We start from the raw sequence: 25456 nt of genomic DNA, 5'->3' as shown, positions 1-25456 counted from the left end.
TTAGTCAATTAAATTAGGCCTTTGATGCGGTCGTTATAAAACAAGGATGCTCATGAATAAGTTTATAATTCTAATATTATTTTTAATATCGTCTTGCTCATTACATGCAAAACAAACCAAAAGTTTAGAATTTTCTAAAGTGCTAGATAAGGAGATCCCGTTAATTCTTGAAAAAAGCAAAGCGCGTGGTATTGCTATATCGATTGTTCAAGGGAATGAGGTGCTTGGTTCATATTCTTATGGCCATGCTGACGCTGAAAATAGAACCCCAATCACACACAAAACTTTATTCAATGTTGGCTCCATTTCTAAAGTGATTACAGCTTGGGGCGCAATGATACTAGTTGAACAAGGTAAAGTTGAACTTGATAAACCAATTAATGATTACTTAAAAAGCTGGAAAATACCGAATTCTCAGTTTGATGCTAACAAAGTAACTTTACGTAATATTCTCTCTCATACTGCAGGGCTTTCATTAAGTGGCTACAATGGATGGAGTGCTGAAGATCCATTACCTACTCTTGTAGAGTCATTAGAAGGCAATAATACGGGTGATGGAGCCGTTAAAATTATTCATGAACCTGACACTAAATGGTCATACTCAGGTGGTGGTTACACGATAGTTCAGCTGTTAATTGAAGACCTGACTAATCAATCTTTCAGTAATTTTATGACTGAAAACGTTCTTTTACCCCTCGGAATGACAAATTCTTCGTTTGATATCAACCGCATTTCTCCAGCAAAGCTGGCTAGTCCTTACGATGAGAATGGCAACAAAACAGCTATGGTGTACTTTACAGAAACAGCTGCCGCTGGCTTTATAACAACGGCAGATGATTTAGCTAAGTTTAATCAGGCAGTGCTAAAAAATGAGCAAGGTAATTACATTGGTTCAAATATTTTATCAAATCAGCTTATTGCAAATATGATTCAAGCTCAGCCTCACACAGGAGGGCGATGGAGTATGAGTTATGTCGTAGACTCTGAGAATAACAGTCTAGGTTTTGCAGGGTTTAATAGAGGCTGGACATCCTTAACTCGCTCTGTGACAGATAAAAATATTGGTTATGTAATATTAAACAATAGTAGCGTTGGTGGAGTGAATAATGAAATTGATCAACTCCTGCTGTCTGTAATTAAAGGTAGGTAAACTGAAGCGCACATAGCAAGTATCTTAGCTATGGGTAATCGGTTTTAATTGCTCGCTTAACCAATCAATAAACACTCGGGTACGCCTTGGTAAATGGCGTCGATTTGGGTAGACGATATTCATAGGCATGGGCGGCAAATTATAGTCAGGCAAAACTTGGATAAGTTCACCACAACTAAGCTCGTCAAGAACTCCATGACGAGGCACTTGAATAAGGCCAAGCCCAGCTAAACACGCTGCTTTATAGGCATCCGTATTGTTGACTGTGAGCTGTGATTTCATGGTCAGGGTTTGCCAATCGCCTTGCGTATCTTGGTATTCAAAGCCAGGGTCAAGTTGGCCGAGCGTTTGGCTATAGCGAACAATGTAATGCTCGGCTAAATCGCTAAGTTCAGTGATGTTGCCATAGTTTTTAATATAACCTGGGCTTACACAGTTAATCGTAGGGCAGTGGCCAATTTTTTTCGCAATCAGCGATGAGTCTTCTAAATTACCGACTCGCACTACACAATCAAAGCCTTCTTCAATTAGGTTAACTCGTCTGTCAGAACTACTCAGTTCAATCTCTAATTGCGGGTGTGCAGATAAAAAGCTGTCTAGATTCGGCAGCACTAAACGTCTGCTAATTGGCTGTGGCATATCTACTCTAAGACGCCCTGATAACGCTTCGTCTTTTTTATGAAATAGGGTTTGTAGTTCGTCTATATCAGCAAGCATATCTTTGCAGCGCTGATAAAACACAGTGCCTTCATTGGTCAGCGTAACCCGTCTTGTTGTGCGGTTTAGAAGCCGAGCACCTAGCGTATCTTCGAGTTGTTTGACCAACTGCGAGACGGATGATTTAGGCATGCTCAGTGCAAGTGCTGCAGCCGAAAAGCTTTTTAGCTCTGCAACCTGAACAAAGGTTTTCATGGCATTTAGTTCATTCATGATTGTTTGTTATTTGCGAACAGTTAATTCAATTTTACATGGTTTATCTGGTTTTGCAGTGTAAATATACTGGTTGCTCACAATTACTTCAAAGCAAAAGGGTAAGCACGATGAGCAACAAAATTGCAGTGATCACAGGTGGTAATCGCGGTTTAGGTAAAAATACAGTTTTAAGTTTGGCACGTAAGAACATTGATTGTGTATTTACTTACAGAAGCCATAAAGATGAAGCGCAGCAAGTTGTAGAAGAAGTTGCAGCGCTAGGGGCAAAAGCCGTCGCCATTCAACTTGATGTGAGCGATATTTTAGGTTTTGCTGAATTTAAACAAACACTTGAAAGTACTTTGGCAACACAATGGCAAACGTCTCGATTTGATTATTTAATCAATAACGCAGGTCATGGCAGTGATAGTGCATTTGCTGATACCAGTGAAGCTATGTTTGATAATTTGATGAATGTACATGTTAAAGGTGTGTTTTTCTTAACACAAACACTGCATGAGATGATCAATGATGGCGGGCGTATTATTAACTTATCTTCTGGGCTGACACGTTTTGCATTACCAGGAAAAGCGGCCTACGCCACCATGAAAGGGGCCGTTGAAGTATTAACCAAATACCTGGCAAAGGAACTTGCTGGTCGCAATATTGCCGTGAATGTCGTCGCGCCTGGCGCAATTGCCACTGATTTTGGTGGCGGTGCTGTCCGTGATAATGAGCATGTTGCGCAATTAGTGAGTTCATTTACAGCCATGGGACGCGTTGGCCAAGCTGATGATATTGGTCCTATGATTGCGCAGCTACTCGGTGATGAAAACCGTTGGGTGACCGGACAACGCATTGAAGCATCAGGCGGTATGTTTTTATAAGCCTGTTAGCAATCGCGTGTTTGTTTGCTTATTTAAGTGAATGTGATTTAATCGCTTTCTCTTTTTAAGCAATAAACATGTGATTGCATTTATGCTCGATTTAGCAGTACTCGCGGTTTTTATTCCGACCTTTTTCTTTGTTTCTATTACACCCGGTATGTGTATGACGCTCGCCATGACGTTAGGCATGAGTGTAGGCGTTAGACGTACGCTGTGGATGATGGTCGGTGAGGTGTTAGGGGTTGCCACGGTAGCCATTGCTGCGGTGATTGGGGTTGCTAGTATTATGCTTAATTACCCTGACTTATTTGTCTTTTTAAAATACCTAGGTGGCGCGTACTTAATATACTTAGGTGTTAATATGTGGCGCGCTAAAACCAGCTTTAAACCTAACGATGCTACACAGCAACAAATTGGTCGTGGGCAATTATTTTCGCAGGGTTATATCACTGCCATTGCAAACCCAAAAGGGTGGGCATTTATGATTTCTTTACTCCCTCCGTTTATTAATGTTGATTTAGCGGTTGCTCCTCAGCTTGCGGTATTAGTGAGCATTATTATGCTGAGCGAATTTATCTGTATGTTGATTTACGCAACAGGCGGTAAAAGCTTAAGGCTGTTTTTAGATAAAGGCGATAATGTGAAGTGGTTAAACCGTATTGCTGGCGCGCTTATGATGGGTGTAGGCGTTTGGCTGGCGCTAGGTTAACGCTAAGTTGGATAATACCCATCTGCATATTGCAAATGGCTATTATCCTTTATGAGTCTTAATCAACTAATTCAACTTGCTTAGACACATGGTTAAAGCATAGTTTTAAAGTATCAATGGCAGTCCTTGTTTTTGCCGCTAAACTGTCTCGGGCTGGTGTTACAGCATAAACAGTATAGTTTGGCATTGCCCATTCAGGTGCTATTTCAACCAGTTCTTTCGATTTTAGTAAATGCCTAACTTCTGGTTCGGGTAACACGCCATAGCCAACACCATCAATCACAAGTTTGATTAAACTTTGCATGTTGTTCACTGTAATTTTAGCCTTTGGCAGTGGCTTGCTTTCTAATGTAGAAGGGTTAAATGCGTTGCTGTCAGCATTACTGTGTCCAATTCTGGCAAACTGGTTGAGATCTTGCCAGCGAGCCTGTTTTATTTGACTAATTGGATGATCTTTATGGGCGCATAACTTTAGTGGCCACGTTGCTAATTGCCTTGCTACTAGGTTGGAATCTGTTAATGGGCCAATAGCGATTGCTAAGTCAGCGCCGCATTTAATCATATCAATTGGCTCGTCAGTCAAAATTAACTGAATACGTAAATCATCAAATTCGTTAATTAAGCGCTCCAACGGCTCGCTTAATAATCCTCCACCAAAACCCACTGGCGCCACTAATTTAAGCTCGCCACTGGGCTTATTTTGCAAATGTTGTAATTGCGTACTGGCTTGATCAGCTAGTGCCAGCATTTTTAAACAGCTTTGATAATACAGGTGGCCGGCTTCGGTTAAGGTAAGTTCGCGTGGGCTGCGGTTAAATAGGCTTAATCCGATTTCTTGTTCTAATTGCTTAATGTGTTGACTCACAGCCGATGTGGTCATCGATAACTCTGCAGCTGCACCGCTCATATTGCCTGTCTCTACAGTACGAGAAAAAACGCGTAGTGTTTTTATCAGCTTGGAATTCATAGTTCAGGCCTTCTTAATTCAGTTTTAAGAAATCGTAAATTGTGAAAATCGGGACTTCTCATTAGTATGCAAACGCTAATTATTATCATTAATAAACAAAATGTCACGGAGTATTATTATGACGAGGGTTGTTACGAACATTTTACCATTAACGGCAGCTATACTGGCTAGTTTGTCTTATTCTGCAAATGCAGATGATAAAAAGCAAGACATGGAAGTGATTGTAGTTTCTGCTTCAGGTTATGAGCAGATGCTTAAAGAGGCACCAGCCAGCATCAGTGTTATTGATCGTGAGCAACTCGAAAAGCGTTTTTATCGTGATCTAACCGATGCAATGACAGATGTTCCTGGTGTGGTTGTCACAGGTGGTGGCGACAGAAAAGATATCAGTCTTCGTGGTATGGCAAGTCAATATACTTTGATTTTAATTGATGGCCAGCGTCAAACCTCTCGTGAAACCCGCCCAAATAGTGATGGCCCTGGTGTTGAAGGAGCATGGACTCCGCCTATCTCAGCGATTGAACGCATCGAGGTTATCCGTGGCCCTATGTCGTCATTATATGGCTCAGATGCAATCGGTGGGGTTATCAATATTATTACCCGTAAAACACCAGAAAAATGGTACGGCGAACTGCGTTTAGATAGCACCATTCAAGAATCAAGTGAGTCGGGCAATATCAATCAAGGCAGTTTCTTTACTGCGGGTGGTTTAATCCCTGAGTTATTAGGTATGCAGTTATCAGGTCAGTTTTCAAAGCGTGATGAAGACGATTTTGAAGCCGGTTTTCGTGGCAAAGAGCAAAGCAATATCAAAGCAAAGTTTATCTTAACACCTTCTGATAACCACGAAATCATGCTGGAAGTAGGCTCTGCAAAACAAAAACTTGACGAAACATTAGGCAAAACAGTTGCTCCTTTAGCTGAAGGTGAAAGCTGTGGCCGAAATGGTTGCCCAGAGTCATCAACCACAGAGTATGACCAAGAGAGCTATTCACTAAGCCATAACGGTTTTTATGATTTTGGTTCATCACGCAGTTACCTAAAGTACGATAAATTTGATAATACTTCGCGCGAAATGTACGTCGAGAATACCGATGCGCAAACCAGCTGGACGCTGCCATTTACTGATCACAACGCAACACTTGGTGCAGCTTATTTAAAAGAAGAGCTTGATGATTACACAAGTAACAAAATTAGTGATCTAACGCATGTTGAAAACGAGCAGTGGTCGGTGTTTGCCGAAGATGAGTGGGCAGCAACCAAGCAGTTTAAACTCACAACAGGTCTTCGTTATGACCATGATGGCAATTTTTCAGGCCATTTCAGCCCACGTTTGTATGGTGTGTATACAGCAACTAAATCGTTGACGGTAAAAGGCGGTATCTCTACAGGCTTTAGAGCGCCGAATATTCGTCAATCTACCGCGGCCTGGGGGCAAGTGAGCCGAGGTGGTAATATTTACGGTAACCCAGATTTAAGCCCTGAAAAATCTGTAAACTACGAAATGGGTATCTATTACGATGCAAACCGTGATTTATCGCTTTCAAGCACCGTATTTTACAACGAATTTGAAGACAAAATTACCCGTATTTCGTGCCCACTCACCCAGTGTACTGATGGACCAAACCAGTTTGGTTCGATGCCAACGACCTATGTCAATGTGGATGAGGCCGTTACACAAGGTTTTGAGTTATCAGTATCTTACGACATTACCAGTGAGCTTGATGTTAGTGCCAACTACACCTACACCGATTCTGAGCAAAAAACCGGTGAATACAAAGGCAGCCCACTTAACCAATTACCAAAGCATATTTTACAAACTTCAGTTAATTGGCGCCCGGTTGATAAGCTAGGTACGTGGCTGCGTGTACATTACCGTGGTGAAGAAAGTCAGCCGACAACAGGTCCGTCACAAGACAGCTTAATTGCGCCAGATTACACCTTGGCTGATATTGGTGGTAACTATGATTTAAGCCGCAGCATTAAGTTAGGGTTTGGTGTTTATAATTTATTTGATAAAGAAATCACCGAAGCTGAATACGGATATGTTGAAGATGGTCGCCGTTATTGGCTATCAGTCGGGTTTAATTTTTAAGCCCATACCTTAGCAAAAGCAAAGCCAACGAGTTACGTTGGCTTTGTTAATGAAATTGGTTTTAGTTTTGAAAATAACAACAAACCCGATGATGCTACCTTTGGGTTGTTTTTTAATGCCTGTATAGCACTATAGTTATAGTTCGCTTTTTAAATAGTTCTACTACATTGGGTTAGTCATCAACTGACAGACAACAATGATAACGACTATAAAGGCGATATATGCAAAAAGTAACACAATTATGTAAACGAAAATCAGCGTCGTTTACTCCGCTCGCAGTGCTCTGTGCTGCTATTTTCTCACAGCCAAGTTTTGCAGGGAGTTGGCAGCAAAATGTCAGCATTGGCGGTTTTAATAATGTTCACATTTACACTCCTGATACGCAATCAAGCATAGGCAATGGCCATTCTTTGATGCTGGTATTACATGGCTGCGTACAACCCATTAATAACTACTTAACTGCGAATCTTGAAGATGCAGCCGAAGCCCATGGCATGGTAATAGCCGTTCCTGATGCAATGAATAAAGCAGGCTATAGCTGCTGGTCATATTGGCAAGGAGCAATTAATAGAAGCTCTGGCGATTATAAGAATTTGATTAATTTAGCCAATGCATTAAGTTCTGATGCAGCGCGTAATATTGATCACAAACAAGTGTATATTGCAGGTTTATCATCTGGGGCTGCAATGGCTGCACAAACGGCTTGTGTAGCGCCTGATGTGTTTGCCGGGGTTGCACCCAGCGCTGGGCCGACCATCGGCACAAGTTCAAGTGGGGCAATTTCGACCTGTGAAACAGTGTCTGAAAACACCTTTGTATCCCGCTGTGAAAGCTATGCTGGCAGTTATAAAGATCATTTTGCCACACAAATAGCGGTGATTGGTCACGGTACTGCCGATACCACAGTCAATACCTGTTACAACCAGCAAAACGCAGATGGCTTTGCTGCCCTTTATGGGGTTAATCAACTTTCAGGCACGACGACAATAAGTGATGATGCAACGCGTACCGCTGAGCAGTCACTTTGGCAAGAGAATCGGGTTGCTATGCTGTGGTTTAATAATTTGGATCATTCGTGGTCGGGCGGGCAAGGTGCGTCTGGCGATTATGTGGCGGCAAACAGTATTAATTTTGCAACCTATCTCGGTGAGTACTTTGCGACTAATAATAAACGAGTTGATCGTAATGCAGGCCCTGAAATTAGTAATTTAACTGCCACAGACAGTAATAATCAGCTCACCATTACAGGCAGTGCAGTCGACCCAGAAGGCAGTGTAACGAATGTTGATATTAACGTGTATAGCCTAGCCGGTGGCGCGGCAAGCTTAATTGAGTCACTGAACGTGCAAGTCGATGCGAATAATACTTTTAGCGGGGTGACAAGTGCACTCAGTGATGGACTTTATGAAGTGCGTGTCAGTGCCACAGATAATGAAGCGAAACAAGGTGATGAAGCTAATCTAACGGTACGCGTTGGACCAGAGCCTGCGGCTACAGCACCGCTACTGAGTGACACTGCGGCTAGTGTAAACGGGCAGTGCGCTACGGTAACGGGCACGGTGATTGATGATAATCAAAATTTAAGCACTGTAGTGGTAAGCTTTAGCAATGGTGATGTGACGGCTACGGTGAATGGGCTAGAGTACTTTGCTGAGCAATGCAATTTGGCTGGTGGCAATAATACCGCAGTGATCACCGCAACTGATGATACTGCGCTTACATCAACAGATAGCATTAGTTTTGTCATCGATGCTGGTGTAACAGGCGATTACAATCTTCATATCAACGAAGGCCACATTAGCTGGGGCGAAGGCTATTCTGCCTGTTATTTAGCGTTTGGAACTGCAGCATTTACTATGCGCGAGTATTCAGCGGGCACAAATCAATGTCAGTGGATTGCTGATGGTGATTCAAGTTGTGCAGGGCCATTACAGGCATGCAAAACCACCACCGAACCGACTAATGACGCAGACAATGACGGTGTGCTCGACGGTGCAGATAATTGCCCGAATGTAGCGAATGCTGATCAAGCCGATAACGATAATGACGGGGTTGGTAATGTGTGTGACAGCACTCCTGATGGTGAAACGAGTGACTCCGACAGCGATGGTGTCAGTGATAGCCTAGATAACTGCCCGCTGGTGGCCAATAGTGATCAACTGGATAGTGATGCAGATGGTGTGGGTGATGCGTGTGACTCAACACCGAATGGTGATTACCAATGCACTGAAACCACCTCAAGCAACTATGCGCATGTGCAAGCAAATCGCGCAACCACGAATGGCTCTTACGCCTATGCGGTAGGCTCAGGTGATAACCTTGGTCTTTATAACACCTTTTATACTAGTACCTTAGCGCAAACTAGTGCTGGGTATTATGAATTAGGTAATTGCCCTAATTAATAGATGTGTGTCGCCCAATCGGGCGACACTTTTTTCTAAACAGCGTTTAGAACTTATAGGTCAGAGTTAGGCTTCCGTTTGTTGGCGCGCCGTAATAACCCACGGTTTGTAAGCTATTGATGTACTGCTCATCAGTAATATTATTAACGTTAGCTTGTACTGCTACTTGGTCATTAATATTCCAACGTGCGAAGGCGTTTAGCAGGGCGTAACTACCTTGCTTAACATTGTAATCAGTGCTTTCGATTTTAGATTGCCAACGGCCATTTAAACCAACAACCACTGCATCTGTTAGTGCATAATCCACTGTTACACCAACAACATCGCGAGGTGCCCATTTATTGGTGTCATCACCATTTTCATCTGTTACATCAATATGTGTATAAGATGCGACGATATTCATAGCGTCGGTGATTTTACCAGTGACTTCAAATTCATAGCCTTCTGACTCAATAGACACGCCTTCATAGTAATAAATACCATCTTCAGTGAGGCCCGCATATTGCGCAAAATTATCTTGCTCAGCAGTAAAATAAGCAAATGTTGTCATTAGGGCATCATCAAACCAAGAAGCTTTAACACCGGTTTCAAAGTTAGTGCCTTTGGTAGGTGCTAAGTATTGGCCGTTGTAATCAGCTTGCTCTTGCGGCTGATAAATATCTGAGTAACTAGCATATAAGTTTAAATCGTCGTTTAACTTATAGGTAAAACCGATATATGGGCTTGTTTCGCTTTCGTCATTATCGATTGATGCACCGGCATTCATACCTGAGCGTTCAAATTCAATAGCGTTAAAACCAACCACGGTAAATAATTTATCAGTAATATTTAACTGAGCCGAGCCAAAGTAACGGGTTAGCTTTTGTTCAATATCTGAATAAAGAACTGGTGTTAACCAATCCGGTTCTGGGATCGCATCTAAATCGTACGGAAACGCAGGCGTTGGTCCATACGCCGGTGTATTTGCAAAATCAAACGGGTGTTGATACATCACATCATCACTTTTAGCATGGCTTACCCCAAAGCTTGCTTGGTGCTCTTTACCAAACAATTCAAAGGCACCAAATGCTTTGATTTCAAATAAATCAGCATCTACCTCGCTGTCGTAACGACCCGGCCAACCACTTAGGCCAAGATTGGTGTCTTTATCAATGCTGCCGCTGGCATAAAATAGTTTGTCTTGCTCTTCAAAACCACGGAAGTTGTAGCTCGCTTGAAGCTGCCATGCGTTTGCAAAAACATAGTTGTACTCAACAAATGCAGAGGTGTTAATGGTGTCCCACATTGTCCACTCTTGGGTGGTTGTGTCGCTGACATCCCATTTAGCTTGCGTACCATCTGTGTAGTTATAAACAAGGCCGCCCCAAGTATTGCCATCGGTATCTGCGTCTTGATATGAGTAACCGATAGTAACCGTTGAGTTATCTGTAAGCTGACCATCTACCACCGCAGAGAAAAACTCGCGATTGTTCTCAAGACCATCCAGATATGATTCTTTATCTTCTGCGGCAGCCACAAAACGAGCAGCCCAACTACCTGATTCGGTTAATAATAGTGAGTAGTCAGCTTGTAAACGTTTAAAATCCCATGAGCCAACAGAGACTCCGATTTCGCCGCCGTTTTCGTTTTTAGGGCGTTTGCGTACATAGTTAAGCGTACCCGATGCATTACCTACACCAGTGAGTAAGCCATTGGCACCACGAATAACTTCAATTTTTTCGTAGCCGTATGCTTCCATTGCGCCGGTAACGATACCCCAGTCATTCGGTAAGCCAACCCCATCGATTTGTGTATTCTTAATTTCAAAACCACGTGATGTGTAGTTGGTACGGTTTGTTTCCCATTCTTCAACATTGATACCTGGCGCTAAGCGCAAAGCATCATTAATGTTAAAAGCAGAATAATTTTTTAATTGCTCAGCAGAGATCACACTGATTGATTGCGGCGTTTCATCAATTTCTAGTGCTAAACCTGTCGCGCCTTCACTAATACGGTTTTGTCGAATACCCACAATTTCGATTTTTTCGAGATTCGCTTCTACGTCAGTTGTTTGTTCTGCAAAACTGATTTGAGGGTAAAGTACACAAAGAATAGCGGTTGCAACAGGCAACTGAGTGAATTTCATTTTTATCTCCGCATGTTATTTAGCAAATTTTTATAGGGTTATTGTTTTTAATAAGGAAACAATTGGCGGGTAAGTTATCACAACTGATAATAGTTATCATCACCATTCATCGCAAAAGTGGTATGTTAATACAAATATATGTAACAAATTATGTCGAAGAGTTTTGTCTATATGAAAAGGCGAGTTTACTAAAAGGATATGAAAAAGGCGCCCTGAGGCGCCTAGATAATGTTATTTATTATCACTCGACATCGAACTGCCAACCGAAGCGGTAATCACTAATAAAATGGCCAGCCATTGCCATACACTTAAAAATTCAGAGAGGATTATAAAACCAGCCAATGCTGCGATCGCAGGCTCTAAACTCATCATGATGCTAAAGCCTTGTGCGGGCATATTGCGAAGTGCCACCATTTCTAACGTATAGGGTAGTGCGCTAGACATAATAGCCACTAAAATACCAAGTGGTAATACTTCCCAACTCAATAATGCAGCGCCTTGCGAAACGGCGCCGTAAGGTACAAGCACAATCGCGGCGACGCTCATCCCCATGGCTACAGTCATCCCGCCAGAGCCTTGGTTTCCAGTTTTTTTGCCAAACAATATATAAAACGCCCAACATGCACCTGCTGCAAGGGCTAAGATCACGCCCACAGGATCGAGGCTGTCTTCGCCTTTCATGTCAGGTAGCAATAAAATAATGCCAACAATGGCGCAGGCTACCCAAAACAGATCGCGCTTTTTACGAGATGAAAGTAGGGCAACAGCAAGGGGGCCAGTAAACTCCAGAGCAACACCAATGCCTAAAGGAATGCGCTCAATCGCGTAATAGAACAGGATATTCATGCCACCTAAACTCAGTCCATAAACGATGATCGGCATGCGTTGCCCTATCGGCGGAAAAGCTCGCCAAGGCTTAAAAACCAGGCACAAAATAGCAGCTGAAAAACCTAATCGAAGTGCTGTGGTACCTTCAGGGCCTATTAAAGGGAATAATTGCTTTGCAACAGAGGCACCAGATTGAATGGTAACCATTGCAAGAAGCACGCAAATAACAGCAATAAAAAACGGTGGAATGGTGCGCTGCATCACTGTCCTTATGAAAGTTAATAGTTCAAGTTTGCGGCGATTCTACTGATGTTTTGAGGGAGAAGAAATGTTTTTCGTTAAACAGACACAGATTTTCGATAAAGCAAAATTATGGGTATCAAATTGCTTTGATACCCATAAAGAGAGTGCTTAACTTTGTCCTGCTTGTTCAAAGGTCAGCATGATGGTTTGCGTGGCCTGTTTTTGCTGCTGGCGTTTTGCCACTTTAAAGAAAGTAGCCGCAAAAATAGCAGCGACAATATCAACTAAATAGCTTGAGTAGAATAGTGAATTGGTGTCGCTGGCAAGTTTTACTAGCGTAGATAACACCATTAATGCACACAGACTTGCGAGTAAATAAAACCCAACCGTGGTTGCCTTTTGCACAGGTTTTAAGAAGCTATATATTACAAAAACAAAAAAGGCTGCATAGTAACTGTATAGGGTAGCGTAGTTTGTGTTGCTAACAAATGCAGGTAGCCATTTGGCAGCGACGAGTGTAAAAGCAACGGCAATCATAGACCCTAAACAAACGCCAATGGTGAGTTTTGCCATAAACAAGGTACTGCGTTTATTAGGATCTTTTTTGAAGCGTTTGTCTATCCACAATAAATTACCTGAATAGAATAAGAAGGCGCCAAGTAATCCCATAATGAAGTAACCCCAACGACCCCAGTCTCCTCCATAGGTGCCAAAATGAAGTGAGAAAATACTGGCAACCATGTTACCCCACACTGCATCTTCGCCTTGCGGGTAGCTTGAGTTAACCACTTCTAGTGTGTACGGGTTCATGAATAGGTAATCAGTATCTGGTCCACGCACTACCGTATTATTGTTACTCATCATAAACACCGCAGAAGGTGATGCTGAATTTAAATTACTATAGCGAATATGGATTGGCTCATAGCCGGGGGCATAGTTTTTCGCTGCGAGTACTTGCTCATCAATGCGTGGCAAGTTTTCAATATGAAAACTTTGCGCCGCAGGCGTAGGGCGCTGAAATAGCGGCTTACCATCATAAAATTGTGCTAAACCACCATAAATAAAATCATGAAATGCAAATACCACCACGGTAAAAGCAATGACTAAATGAAATGGTAAACTGGCTATACCGACAAGGTTATGGCTATCAAGCCAAAATCGACTAGGCCCTTTTTCTTTTCGCAGTGCAAAAAAAGTTTTAACTAATGTCGGCAGTAAAATAATCACTCCTGAGACCAAAGCTAAAAAATACAAAATACAGGCAATACCAAGAATATACACCCCTGATTGATCATGACCAATTTCGCCTATAAAGCCTGCTGTACGGTGTAAATAATCAACTAAATCAGCAAGTTCATTTTCGGTTTGTACGCTGACGTTTAAACTGCCATCAGCATTTAGGTGGGCGAAGTTCAGTTGTTTATCAAGCTCCATGCCTCGGGCATTGCCTTTGATATACCACGAAAGAGGTGCATCTTGGGTATGTAAATCAAGGTTAAAGCCTTTAGCAAGTTGTTCGCCTTGCTCATTAATTGCCGTATCTACCAGCGTTTGGTAGTCATAATTAGAGCTGGTGACTTTAGGAGCTTGAATGGGGGCAGCCCATTGCTGGATTTCGTGTTTGAACATGGTCAAGCTGCCAGCATAAAAACCTATGAATAGCACTAAACCTGCAATGATGCCTGTCCATGTGTGTACTCCTTGATAGGTGCGAAGAATATCCGATCTGACTTTCATAATGCGTTCCTTAGCATAAAAAATACGCCATAAAGCAGCACAGTTAACCCACCAAGTACAAGCCAAGCTTGCTTTGCTGAGTTGAACAAATAACTAAAACTAAAAATGGTTAGCCAAACTGGCGTGATCATCCACATGTTAAATTGCACTTTATCGCGAGCGTCAATGCCTCCAGGGCCATACCAAGCAAAAAAAGCAACGAAAATAAATGAAAGTGCTAGCCCTAAAATTGCACCTGCTAGCGTTTTCCCTAACCAAGTTGGTTGGCGTTTAGCTGAACTTGTCATGAGTTATCCTTTTCTTTGCAGCAGGCTCACAAAAGGGAGCAGCATCAACATTAGCATCACACTAAAGATGATGTAGAACACGGCCGCTGTGACTGAGAATTGTTGAAGGGCAAGTATTGATGCGCAAATAGTTAACGCAATTGAAAGTAATCGCCATTGTTTTTTAATTGGTTTTTTTAAGAATCGCTGCTGTTTTCTGGTGCAATATAAAATACTGACAGCGAAAAAGATAAGCAGAGTAACAGTAAAAATGAGCATGAGATTATAGTTGTAGTAAATGTTAAATCTTATTGTAAATGATAACCAAACTCAATTGCAATAACATTGGGCTTGTGTTAATTTCCTAGCGTTTTTTATCAAACGCAATTTGTTTAATTCTAATAATCTCTTACGGGGAAAGGACATTGGCTACAGCATTTAAACTTAATTCACTCACCAAAGTTATGCTTGCATCATTACTTGTTACGCAATGCTCAGCGTGGGCCGACGACGATCAAAACAGTCGAAAATCAATGGATACCATTGTTGTTACAGGTGAAAAAACTGAGAAGTCACTTAAAGAGACGATGTCGTCAGTGGCAGTTGTTGATAAGTCGCTATTAGAAAACGGCCAATTTGCATCGATATCTGAAGCACTGTCAGAAATGGCGAACGTTGTTGTGTTAACGGGCTCGGTGCCAGATATGCGAGGTGTGTCTGGTAATGGTGGCGCAACGGGCTTTAACTCATTTAGTGGTGGTTCAAAGGCTCGTGTCTCAACCTTGATTGATGGTGTAAGCCAGCCGTTTGTAGCTGATTTAACTGGTGATACGGGTCTGTGGGATGTAGAACAAATTGAGGTTTACCGAGGGCCGCAATCAACCAGCAATGGTCGTAATAGTATTGCGGGTGCTGTCTACATGACAACTAAAGCGCCAACTCAAGATTTTGAAGGCGCTGTGCGCGTCGGTTATCGCAACCAAGATAGCTACCTAGACACTGCCGCAGTGGTATCAGGAGCGTTAGTTGAAGATGTATTAGCATTTCGTTTATCAACTCAGTACGTTGATGGCGAAAAATTTTCAAATCCGCCGGTATACGAAACAAACCCAACTGATCGTGAATTAAACAAGTTAAATACCAGTAGCACACGCGCTAAATTACTTTACACACCAAGCCAAGATTTATCAGTACAGCTAACATATTCAACTTATAGTGAAGAGGGTAACTCGGGTCGTAAGTACTTTTTAGCGGATGAGCCATTTGATTATGAGCCACTATATCAACGTATTATGGATACTGAATCTGACACCACGCAAGTGAATGTTGATTACAAAATTAACGATGATTTTTCGCTAGATGTTTTAGTTGCTTATATGGATTACAAATGGGGCTTTGAAGCATATGAGCCACTTGAAAGCGCAGAATCTGATGTATCAATGGATGAGAGTAACATCACTGTCGATACCAAATTGAACTTTGGTTTAAGCAATGATTTTTACTCTGGTTTTGTGGGTCTTGCCTATTTTGACCGCGACCAAGACTTTGAAAGTGTTGGAGCGACTAATTATTACGGTGACGATAGTAGTAAATCGACGGCAATATATGGTGAAACAAGCTTTAACTTAAGTCGCGATTTCACATTAACAGCGGGTCTGCGCATTGAGCGTGAAGAACAATTACGTAATTTTAATATGGCATTTCGCGGTGATATGCTGGTTGAACAACTTGATAACTCTCACACACTGCGTTTACCAAAGCTCGCGATTCAATATGACATTAGCGACGAAACGACTTTATTTGCTAGTGCTCGTCGTGGTTACAATGCAGGGGGCGGTGCCCTTGATTTTACCGCAGAAGATTATTACTACTACGATGAAGAAACGGTTAATACCTATGAAATTGGCTCACGCAGCGTTTTAAATAATGGCGATATTAATATTAGTGCCAACGTGTTTTACAATAACTTCAACGGTTATCAAGCGCTAAGCTCTGAGCGTAAAATCACTAATATTGAAGATGCCCATAGCTATGGTTTAGAAGTTGAAGCTTACAGCATGCTGGGCGAACAGTGGCAATTACATGGCGGTTTTGGTTTATTGAAAACTAAAATAGATGAATCAATTGCGTTCCCAGAAGCCGTTGGCAATGAACTAAATTCTGCGCCGGAGTTAACCGCGAGTTTGGGTGTATCTCACTGGTTTACTGATAGTTTAAAAGTCAATTTAAGTGCTAATTATGTTGATGAGTTTTATGGCGATTTAACGAACACTGAAGAGCGCGTTGCAGGTGATTACACCATTACGCGTTTATCGATGAGCTACGATACCGAACAGTGGCTGATCAGTGCTTTCATCAACAACGCCTTAGATGAAGAGGCGTATACTGCAAAAGAGCCTGCTAGTGGCCGTTACCCACAAGGCTATGTTGCAGTTGTAAACCCACAAACAATCGGTGCATCTGTTACTTACCGATTTTAAATAAACTAATCGCTAGTCGCTGAGCAGAACCAGCGACTAGCCCAATTTAAAGCGGTTAATCTGCCCGTTTAAGTTATTTGCTAAGTTAGCCAGTTTGCTTGAAGAATCTGAAATATTTTGTGTTTGTTGCTGCGACTGACGACTTGTATCTTGGACTTCGTTTAAACGCAGGGCTATTTCTTCGGTCACTTGAGATTGCTGCTCAGATGCAGAAGCTATGGTCATATTGGCATCAGAAATCGCTTTTGCTTGAAGGCTAATTTCATCAAGCATATGGCCTACTTTTTCTGAATTGAGCACCGCCTCTTTAATTTGCGCATCGCTTGAACGGATCCTTTGCGTTACTGCATTGGTTGCAGATTGTAATGAGTCAATTTTATCTTGGATCTCAAGGGTTGAGCTCTGTGTGCGACTAGCCAATGTTCTTACTTCATCAGCAACCACTGCAAATCCTCTGCCTTGTTCACCCGCTCTTGCGGCTTCGATTGCAGCATTCAGTGCTAGTAAATTAGTTTGTTCGGCAATGTTACTTATTACACTTAAAATAGCAGTGACTTCATTTACTGAGGCTTCCAGCTGATTAAGATCTGTTAGCGATTTGGTTAAGGTGTCGGCCACTGACTCAACAGAGCTTACCCCTTGTTGGACAACCTGTAGGCCTTCTTTGGTTTTTTGATTAGCAGCGGTGGCACTGCTTGCCGCTTCTGCACAGTTTTGAGAAACCTCTTTTACGGCCGTTGAGTTTTCATAGACTGAGCTTGAAATTACCTCAATAGCTTGGCTTTGAATATCATTAAGTGTTTTAGCTTGCTGTGATATTTCATCTAAACTTTTCGCTGCCACTTGTGCTTGCTCTGATTGATTATGTATTGCTTTTAGAAGCTGGGAGAGCTTATCAACCATAATGTTGAAGCTGACCGCAAGTTGGCCTATTTCATCATCAGCTTTATGGTCAATATAGCGAGAGAGATCTCCTTCAGAGATACGCCTGGCCTCATTAATTAAAGCATGAGTTGCTTTAATCACTTTTTTCTCTAATTGCCAATAACACACTATCAAGGTAGCAATGATGGTTAGAACTAAAGCGGTGCTAACTAGGCTTAAAGTTACCACACGGTCATGATTATTTTTTACCTCTGCTGCACTTTTTTCCTCAATTGAATTTAAAAAGGCCTTTACAGGCTGCTGAATTTTCTCAACTTCGGCCATGTAAGCATCGTTGGTTAAAAGCCTAATAGCTTGCACCCATCTTTTATGCTCGCTGACGGTTAAGTTGTTAGTATCTCGACCAAGTAAATCACTGACTAAGCTAAATGCTTTTTCTTCTGTTTCGACTAGTTTGAGTGATAAGTCGTTGGATTTTTGTAATAAAGCCAAATCATCGGTAGCGACATTAAAGGCTTTTAAGCGCTGCACATAGTTTTTTTTCTGACCATTGAGCCAAGCTGCTTTTCCTTGAATTTGGTCAACAAGATGATGGTATTCAACTTCATAGCGAGGATCTAAGGTTACGACATGTTGACGAGCAAGCTCAGTAAGGCGAATCGAATTTGAAGATGAAAACTGAGCAAGATGGCTTAGCTCATAACGCTGTTGAGCCGACTCCATACTCTCATCTTGGCCTGATTGTAAAAATAAAATAATGAAGAGAAGTCCGGCTGCAAGGGTAATGGTTGCTGCGAAAACGGTTCTGAGTAAAAAGCGTATAGTCAAAGTATTACCCTTCATATTGAAAGTAAGTACTATTAACCATAGTACAAAATTTTTGATTCAATAAAAATTACGGGTAAGTTATTTAGAGGTGGTCATTTAAGCTTATGTTGAAAATGAAAAGGGCAGAGTCAACCACCCTTGAGTAATGCATTTATTGGTCTGCTGGATACACAACGCCAAGCTGATTTCGTGCTTCATCAAGTACAGCCATAACTTGTTTTGACAGTGTATGAGTATTAACAGATGACTCAATTTGTCCTGCATTCGCAGCTTGAATAAAGTGGCTGACCTCATGGCGCATAAAGTGATCATCAAATGGCTCAGACAGTTCTTCAACCGTGCCATTGTTACCAATAAATTGCATGCGCTTTAATAATGACACCGCTTCAATACGTATTCGGCCTTTCTCACCTTGAATTTCAGTAAAATTATCGCCTTGCGAGATTTTCGAATAGCTGATCACCGCTTGCTTATCAGCGTAATTCAAAAGCACATCGCCAGCGCCATCAACACCAGTTTCAAGCAACACACCACTGGCTTTTACACTCTGAGGCGCACCCCATAATGCGAGTAAAATATACAGCGGATAAATACCTAAATCGACTAATGCACCGTTAGCAAATTCTGGCAAGAAGGTATTTGGGCGTTCGCCGTTTTTATATTTATCGTAACGCGATGAGTACTGACTATATTGGCCAATATATTTGCGGGGTGTGCCAATCTTTGCCATGGCACTTTTTAAGCGTGCAAAGTTTGGTAAATGGGTAGTCATCATCGCTTCCATGTATAAGCGTTGATGGGTTTTTGCTGCTTGCACGATTGACTCAAGCTCTTTGCTATTCGCAGCAGAAGGTTTTTCGCCTAAAACGTGTTTACCTGCTTTTAAACACATGACGGCATAATCTTTGTGTAAGCTATTTGGTGCTGCAATATAAACGGCATCGACTGATGGGTCTTCGCATACTTGCTCAATATTGGTAAACACTTTAGCGTTTTGAGCATCGTGCTTTATAAGGAAAGCCTCGCCTGTTTGCTGCTCTCGAGAGCACACACCATATAAGGAGAAATGTTCAATTTCTTTAGCTGCACTCAGTAGTGTATCGCTTATAAAATTGGTACCTACAATCACAAAGTTCATGGTTACTCCTCGCTGTTTTGTACAAGCCATGCTTGCCAATTCTGTTCAAATTTTTCCATTTGTTTATGTTTTTTGCTTAACAAATGTTTGTCTTCATCTTCTTGGGCCATATAAGGGCCAACGCGGCATAATGCACAGTATTTTTCACCTAAATAAGCAGGAAAACTAAGCTTAGGGGTAATTTCATTGTTAGTTTTTTCGCTAAATACATAGGTAATGCCGCTAGTATCTTTAACGTGTTTATCGCGATCAACATTGCGAATTTTATAGCCCGGAAACACGCTAATATCGAATGGCATTTGGCCAAGGTATTGGCAATTAAGCCCTTGATTTAAGCTGCCCTCAATATTCCATTCGCGGTAAGGTTTTACATCTTTAGAGGTGATGTAACATAACATCAGGCCGTTTTTATCTAATGCAAACTGGCTAGCGTAGTCTAGGTAGCGATGCAACAAAGCACGGTTTAATACATTCATACCACCTTGTTGGGTGTGTGCTTTAAATGCGGCTTCACCTTTAAATGCAGGTATCAGCGGAAATTGAAAAATAACCACATCGAAACAAGCGCCATCTAAGCGCTGCCATGAGTCTGGCCTTGTTACATCAAACTCAGTGAGTGTTTCAATATTAAGTTGTTGCAAGGCGCTAAGTGCATTGTCGGCATATTTTTGTTCTATGGTGTTTGCATCATCATAAGTTGAAGCAACAAGCTTGGCTGGTTTTATATAACGAGCAACAGAGTGTGAAAATGATAAATCACCATCGCCTACCGTTAATATGCGCCAACTAGGGTCTAAATACATGGGGTTATTTGCCTTGTTCTGGCGCTATTTCAACTGAAATTTTAGGGCAAAGGGCTAAGCGAGTTTTAAGGCCTTCTATGGCTATTTGCTTAAAAATTAGATTGAAACTAATTAAAACAGCAATAACGATATGAATAGGGCCATGGGTAAAACCTGCTTCTGTATCAAAAAGCATTAAGCCGAATAACAAGAACATGGTAGCTAAAAATATTTCAATCAGCTGATTTGAGTATAGCTTTAAGTTGCCTTGGTTTTTATGATCTTTTTTGATGTGAATTGCACAAAAAAATGGGATCACTTTTATTTTAAAGTGAGCGTTTTTTTCTACGTAATTTTCACCTAAGTGATCTAGTTTAGCGCGCAGTTGATCTATCATAGCAAGTCCTTAAAAAACTGAGCCGCGGATGTTACCGCAAACGCAAGAAAAGGGCTACTCAGGATAGATACTCATGCCAATTACAAATATGTGGCATACAAACACAACCGAGGTTAAAACGAATCGCATTTTTTGATAATCAACGTGATAGGTTTGCCACTGCGGTGTGCTTTTCTCAAACAACAGCACGAGCCAAAAGCTCGCAGCAAGCCAAGCCAGTATCCAGCTTGACGGTAAAAAGCTTAAAAAACCAATCGGTAAGATAGGAATAATTGCTTTGATGGCATCAGCATGCGTTTGCTGGCCTGCATGCCATAAATTACCAGCCATAAAGGCTAAAATGGCGATGCTATAAAAAGTGAAAAAGTCTAAGTTAACAGCATTACTACCTGCTATAAGCGGCCAGCCTACACAGCCTAAAAAAGGCAGTAAACCTAAGTAACCAAGTTGAATGTGATTAATAAACTTTTCCATAATGACCTTTAAACTACCTAACTGGTATAAAATAACTCGTAGTTATTTTATACCAGTTAGGCGGCTAAAACGATCGCTTTATTGCTGACGTAACTCTCGACGTAGAATTTTGCCAACCGTCGATTTAGGCAATTGTTCCATAAAAATGATTGATTTAGGCACCTTATAAGCACTTAAGTTTTCGCGGCAGTAGTCACTCACTTGTTGTTCATCAATCTGCTCTTTTAAAGTAATGTAGGCACACACACGCTCACCGGTTTTTTCATCTTTTGCACCAATAACAGCCGCTTCGCAGATAGCCGGATGCTGACAAAGTATGTTTTCAACTTCGTTAGGGTACACGTTAAAACCAGAGACAATAATCATGTCTTTTAATCGGTCTACAATTTTGTAATTACCACTTGGTAGCTTCAGACCCACATCACCGGTTTTGAAAAAACCACGTTTCATGCATTTATCGGTTTCATCTTGGCGTTGCCAGTAGCCCATCATTACTTGCGGGCCTTTAACAACTATCTCGCCAGACTCACCGTCTGCAACGGGCTCGTCGTTTTCATCCCAAATTTCCACGGTGGTGTTTGATAGTGGGAGGCCAATGCTGCCAATTTCTTCATTTTGAAAATCGTTTAATGTCACAACAGGCGAGGTTTCTGATAAGCCATAGCCTTCTGTGATTGTACAACCTGTGGTGCTCATCCACGCATCAGCTGCAGCATGCGTTAAAGCTGCTCCTCCTGACACGGTCATTTTTAGGTTTGAAAAATTTAGAGCTTTAAACCTTGGGTGCATACACAGACCAATAAACAAGGTGTTAATCCCTGAAAAGTAATTAATATCAAAAGGTTCGATTTGTTTAACTAAGGCATCTAAATCACGAGGGTTTGGAATAAGTACATTAAATTGCCCCATGGCAAATAAGCTAACCATGTTCACCGTAAAGGCATATATATGATAAAGCGGAAGCGGGCAAATACCGGTTTCTTGACCAGGCGTTAAAATGTTGTCAAAGCGCTCATTCATTTGCTCGGCATTGGCTAAGATGTTGCCATGACTAAGCATCGCTGCTTTGGCAACTCCTGTGGTACCACCGGTGTATTGTAAAACAGCAATATCGTCACGACTTGCTTGATGAGCGTCAAGAGGGGCAAGTCTTTCACCTTGGCGAATGAGTTCGTTTAACGAAAATTGATTCTCTTGTAATGCTGGCTCAGCTAAAGCGGCTGCAACAATAACGGTTTTAATGGATGTATCATTAATAATTGTTGCTAATTTTTCGCTAAGGGCATCAAGAATAACAATGGCTTTTACCTCTGCATCATTAAACTGGTGTAGCATTTCACGGGCAGTATAAAGCGGGTTGGTATTGACTACGATTAATCCTGCACGAAATGCTGCATAAGTTACGATAGGGTAATCAACAATATTAGGTAGTTGAATAGCAATTCTGTCTCCTGCAACAAGACCACTTTGCTGTTGAAACCACTGGGCTAAATAGCGAGATTGTTGTTCTACTTGAGAAAAAGTGAATGTTCTTCCCACACTTGTGTAGGCAGGAAAGTCAGCATAAGTCTTACAACTATGCTCAATTAATTGCGTGAGGTTATCATGTGTGTTCATGGTTATTCCTTAGCTTGTTTGACTAATGAATATATACAATTTGTTAACGTGAAACTTAGCTTTAAACGACTTGTTTTTGACTTTTTACGCCATTAATGGGAATGAAACTTGCGGTAATCTCTAGGTGGAATACCATACCAACGTTTAAAAGATCGAGTAAATTCGCTGTAATTAGAAAAGCTCAAGATATCTGATATGTTTGATAAAGTGAGGCTAGATTCAATTAAATATTGATGTGCCAAATGACAGCGTACATCATCGACTAATTCACGAAACGTTGTGCCATGCTTTGTTAAGTGGCGCTGTAAGCTACGGGTACTCATCGATAACTTTTCGGCTACAAGGTTTACCCCAAACTCCTCGTGTAGTAAGTACTGCTTGATCATCACTTCAACATGATCTGAGATATTTTCACGTTTGGTGTTTTGAATCAGCCCAAGCTGTTGGCTGAGTATAGAAAACAACTGCTTATCTGAGTTCTTAATAGCGAGTTTAAGGTATTTTTTTTCAAACACGACTGCTGTGTGTGCACAATTAAACACAGGAACTTGACCTAATGCTTGGCGATAAACACTCGGATTTTCATTACAACTATGGGGAAGTTCCAAACGGTGCAGTTTTATTTGATCATCGGTTAGTTTCTTTAATAAATTAACCCCAACACTCAGGGCTAGATCAGCGCCATGATAGACACTCACTTTTAAGCTACTACGAACTAAAAATGATAGTTTTACATAGTTTTGGTCTACTTCAAGGAGTAAATCAGCGCTATTTTGATGAATGTGATAATACTTAGTTAAATTTTTAAGTGCCAATTCAAGGGTGTCGCAATTACCCACCAAATAACCAACAGAGCCCAAAATGTTCAAGCTTTGCCAACGCCCTAATTCTAACCCAAAATAGGGCAGGTTTAGTTCTTTCGCCGTGGTCTCTAACAGCTGAATGAGTTGCTGATACTGCACAAAGCTATTGGCATCTTGTAGTTGTTTTCTGTCTAAACCAACGTGTGATAAAAGTATATCAGGGTTCACCAATTTGCTTTCGATCAGCTCAATATAGCCATGTAGAGCAGATACTCTAATTAGATCAGGTGCTTGTGTTAATCGGGGCATAGTATGCTCTTTTTTGTGCTCTGGCGTAAAAAGTAAAAAAAATTGCGTACAAAGTAAAGTAATACAGGTCGGTAAAGTTTAACAATGTATTAACGTAAACAATACGCTGATTTACTAACACGCATTAAAGAGGGCACACACATGGCATTACCAGATATTATTAATCATCAAGATTTTTTACTCACTATTCATACCAATGATGAAAAGCTAATTAAAAACGCTTTACCAGGCGTGCACATTTATCCACTCATGCTGGATTCTGAGAATGGGGTATGGGTTTTACGCGTTTTATTTGAACCGGGTACAGTTTTGCCAAAGCACTTTCACACTGGTGTTGTACATTTGTATACATTAGCAGGCAGCTGGCACTACACTGAGTACCCTGACGATTTACAAGTAGCGGGTAGCTATTTGTTTGAACCAGGTGGTTCGATTCATCAATTTCAAGTCCCAGCAGACAACACTGAAGTGACCGATACCTTTATGATAGTAATGGGAGCTAATATTAACTTTGACCCAGATGGCAACTATATGAACATTATGGATGCAGGTTGGATTGAACAAGTTATGTTAGCAGCTGCAAAAGAGCAAGGAATTGAGCCTAACTACATAAAACCAAAGAGTTTATACGGTTTTAGTAAGTAATTTTATTCCCTGAAGTGAAGGCCCTTGATTGCGTAAGTAATTGAGGGCTTTGTAGTTTTTGCTATTTCCAACTTTTCAATCTAAAAAACAAATCAATTTAATCTAAACAATCAATTTTATTTTAATCGCTCAGGCCTCTATTGTATTAATCAAGCAGACGCAAGGCTGCGTTAATTAAACTTTTTAAATACATCAATGAGGAATATTATGAGCACTTCATTAATTAACACAAAACTACAACCATTCAATGCAACAGCTTACCACAACGGTGACTTTGTAGAACTTACAGAAAAAGACGTGCTAGGTAAGTGGTCAATCTTCTTCTTCTACCCAGCTGACTTTACTTTCGTATGTCCTACAGAGCTTGGTGATGTTGCTGATTACTACGAGCAACTTCAAGAAATGGGCGTTGAAGTTTACTCAGTATCAACTGACACGCACTTCACTCACAAAGCATGGCACGATACGTCTGACACAATTGGTAAAATCAAATTCCCAATGATTGGTGACCCTACAGGTCGTATTACACGTAACTTCGGTGTGATGATTGAAGACGAAGGTCTTGCTCTTCGCGGTACATTCGTAATGAACCCTGAAGGCGAAATCAAAGTAATCGAAACTCACGACTTAGGTATCGGCCGTAGCGCGAAAGAGTTAGTACGTAAAGTACAAGCTGCACAGTACATTGCTAACCACGACGGTGAAGTATGTCCTGCATCATGGCAGCCAGGTGAAGAGACACTTGCTCCTTCACTAGACCTAGTTGGCAAAATCTAA

21 protein-coding genes are annotated in these 25456 nt (G+C 41.3%); 8 read left to right on the top strand and 13 right to left on the bottom strand.

The window, feature by feature from the left end:
- Nucleotides 1-52 precede the first annotated feature (52 nt).
- On the top strand, nt 53-1150 hold the full coding sequence (locus tag JIG37_RS07030; RefSeq protein ID WP_244664368.1) for a serine hydrolase domain-containing protein: 1098 nt from the start codon (nt 53-55) through the stop codon (nt 1148-1150).
- Nucleotides 1151-1174: 24 nt separating this feature from the next.
- Here the strand turns inward: JIG37_RS07030 and JIG37_RS07025 are convergent, their stop codons facing one another.
- Nucleotides 1175-2080, bottom strand: coding sequence for a LysR family transcriptional regulator (locus tag JIG37_RS07025; RefSeq protein ID WP_199529048.1), 906 nt, complete (start codon nt 2078-2080; stop codon nt 1175-1177).
- Between the two features lie 110 nt (nt 2081-2190).
- Here JIG37_RS07025 and JIG37_RS07020 point away from each other — a divergent pair, with 110 nt between their 5' ends.
- Together JIG37_RS07020 and JIG37_RS07015 are read left to right on the top strand one after the other, a co-directional pair.
- A complete protein-coding gene (locus JIG37_RS07020; RefSeq protein ID WP_135926970.1) occupies nt 2191-2949 on the top strand; it encodes an SDR family oxidoreductase in 759 nt (252 codons plus the stop codon).
- Nucleotides 2950-3040: 91 nt separating this feature from the next.
- The gene (locus JIG37_RS07015) at nt 3041-3658 is read left to right on the top strand and encodes a LysE family translocator (protein WP_199529070.1); all 618 of its coding nucleotides are present in this window, start codon (nt 3041-3043) and stop codon (nt 3656-3658) included.
- A 58-nt stretch (nt 3659-3716) separates the two neighbouring features.
- On the opposite strand, the gene JIG37_RS07010 is transcribed toward JIG37_RS07015, so the two are convergent.
- Nucleotides 3717-4625 carry a LysR family transcriptional regulator gene (locus JIG37_RS07010; protein ID WP_138599394.1) on the bottom strand — a complete coding sequence of 303 codons (909 nt, stop codon included), beginning with the start codon at nt 4623-4625 and terminating at the stop codon, nt 3717-3719.
- Nucleotides 4626-4743: 118 nt separating this feature from the next.
- Here JIG37_RS07010 and JIG37_RS07005 point away from each other — a divergent pair, with 118 nt between their 5' ends.
- Nucleotides 4744-6720 carry a ligand-gated channel protein gene (locus tag JIG37_RS07005; RefSeq protein ID WP_244664367.1) on the top strand — a complete coding sequence of 659 codons (1977 nt, stop codon included), beginning with the start codon at nt 4744-4746 and terminating at the stop codon, nt 6718-6720.
- 221 nt (nt 6721-6941) lie between these two features.
- Entirely contained in the window at nt 6942-9122 is a 2181-nt protein-coding gene (locus JIG37_RS07000) for a PHB depolymerase family esterase (RefSeq protein WP_199529046.1), read from the top strand.
- Nucleotides 9123-9168: 46 nt separating this feature from the next.
- Here JIG37_RS07000 and JIG37_RS06995 read toward each other — a convergent pair whose 3' ends face one another.
- The 4 genes from JIG37_RS06995 to JIG37_RS06980 form a co-directional block, all read right to left on the bottom strand.
- A complete protein-coding gene (locus tag JIG37_RS06995) occupies nt 9169-11247 on the bottom strand; it encodes a TonB-dependent siderophore receptor (RefSeq protein ID WP_199529045.1) in 2079 nt (692 codons plus the stop codon).
- Between the two features lie 231 nt (nt 11248-11478).
- Nucleotides 11479-12336 (bottom strand): DMT family transporter, encoded by an 858-nt coding sequence (locus JIG37_RS06990; protein ID WP_199529044.1) that lies wholly within the window; start codon nt 12334-12336, stop codon nt 11479-11481.
- A 150-nt stretch (nt 12337-12486) separates the two neighbouring features.
- Nucleotides 12487-14055, bottom strand: coding sequence for a PepSY-associated TM helix domain-containing protein (locus tag JIG37_RS06985; protein ID WP_199529043.1), 1569 nt, complete (start codon nt 14053-14055; stop codon nt 12487-12489).
- On the bottom strand, nt 14052-14342 hold the full coding sequence (locus JIG37_RS06980) for a hypothetical protein (protein WP_054553967.1): 291 nt from the start codon (nt 14340-14342) through the stop codon (nt 14052-14054). The genes JIG37_RS06985 and JIG37_RS06980 overlap by 4 nt, the downstream gene beginning before the upstream one ends.
- A 443-nt stretch (nt 14343-14785) precedes the next feature.
- Here JIG37_RS06980 and JIG37_RS06975 point away from each other — a divergent pair, with 443 nt between their 5' ends.
- Nucleotides 14786-16801 (top strand): TonB-dependent receptor, encoded by a 2016-nt coding sequence (locus JIG37_RS06975; protein WP_199529069.1) that lies wholly within the window; start codon nt 14786-14788, stop codon nt 16799-16801.
- A gap of 36 nt (nt 16802-16837) precedes the next feature.
- Here JIG37_RS06975 and JIG37_RS06970 read toward each other — a convergent pair whose 3' ends face one another.
- The 7 genes from JIG37_RS06970 to JIG37_RS06940 all read right to left on the bottom strand — a co-directional run bounded on the left by JIG37_RS06970 (nt 16838) and on the right by JIG37_RS06940 (nt 24034).
- Nucleotides 16838-18514 carry a methyl-accepting chemotaxis protein gene (locus JIG37_RS06970; RefSeq protein ID WP_199529042.1) on the bottom strand — a complete coding sequence of 559 codons (1677 nt, stop codon included), beginning with the start codon at nt 18512-18514 and terminating at the stop codon, nt 16838-16840.
- A gap of 151 nt (nt 18515-18665) precedes the next feature.
- Nucleotides 18666-19652 (bottom strand): Gfo/Idh/MocA family oxidoreductase, encoded by a 987-nt coding sequence (locus JIG37_RS06965; RefSeq protein WP_138618324.1) that lies wholly within the window; start codon nt 19650-19652, stop codon nt 18666-18668.
- A 2-nt stretch (nt 19653-19654) separates the two neighbouring features.
- A complete protein-coding gene (locus JIG37_RS06960) occupies nt 19655-20455 on the bottom strand; it encodes a class I SAM-dependent methyltransferase (RefSeq protein WP_138618326.1) in 801 nt (266 codons plus the stop codon).
- 4 nt (nt 20456-20459) lie between these two features.
- Nucleotides 20460-20831, bottom strand: a complete 372-nt coding sequence (locus tag JIG37_RS06955) for a hypothetical protein (RefSeq protein WP_054553963.1) — start codon at nt 20829-20831, stop codon at nt 20460-20462.
- Between the two features lie 54 nt (nt 20832-20885).
- The gene (locus JIG37_RS06950; RefSeq protein WP_138618328.1) at nt 20886-21305 is read right to left on the bottom strand and encodes a DUF3429 domain-containing protein; all 420 of its coding nucleotides are present in this window, start codon (nt 21303-21305) and stop codon (nt 20886-20888) included.
- Between the two features lie 78 nt (nt 21306-21383).
- Complete coding sequence (locus JIG37_RS06945) at nt 21384-22922, bottom strand: AMP-binding protein (RefSeq protein ID WP_138618330.1); 1539 nt, start codon at nt 22920-22922, stop codon at nt 21384-21386.
- 92 nt (nt 22923-23014) lie between these two features.
- Nucleotides 23015-24034: an AraC family transcriptional regulator gene (locus tag JIG37_RS06940; protein ID WP_054553960.1), complete on the bottom strand. Its 1020-nt coding sequence runs from the start codon at nt 24032-24034 to the stop codon at nt 23015-23017.
- Between the two features lie 141 nt (nt 24035-24175).
- Between JIG37_RS06940 and JIG37_RS06935 the strand changes: the two genes are divergently transcribed.
- Together JIG37_RS06935 and ahpC are read left to right on the top strand one after the other, a co-directional pair.
- Complete coding sequence (locus JIG37_RS06935) at nt 24176-24679, top strand: 2,4'-dihydroxyacetophenone dioxygenase family protein (RefSeq protein ID WP_199529041.1); 504 nt, start codon at nt 24176-24178, stop codon at nt 24677-24679.
- A gap of 207 nt (nt 24680-24886) precedes the next feature.
- On the top strand, nt 24887-25456 hold the full coding sequence (gene ahpC / locus JIG37_RS06930) for an alkyl hydroperoxide reductase subunit C (protein ID WP_054553958.1): 570 nt from the start codon (nt 24887-24889) through the stop codon (nt 25454-25456).

This window comes from Pseudoalteromonas sp. bablab_jr010, from assembly GCF_016464105.1.
Taxonomy (GTDB): domain Bacteria; phylum Pseudomonadota; class Gammaproteobacteria; order Enterobacterales; family Alteromonadaceae; genus Pseudoalteromonas; species Pseudoalteromonas simplex.
The sequence above is the reverse complement of the archived record's forward strand: the minus strand, read 5'-3'. Positions and strand labels throughout refer to the sequence as shown.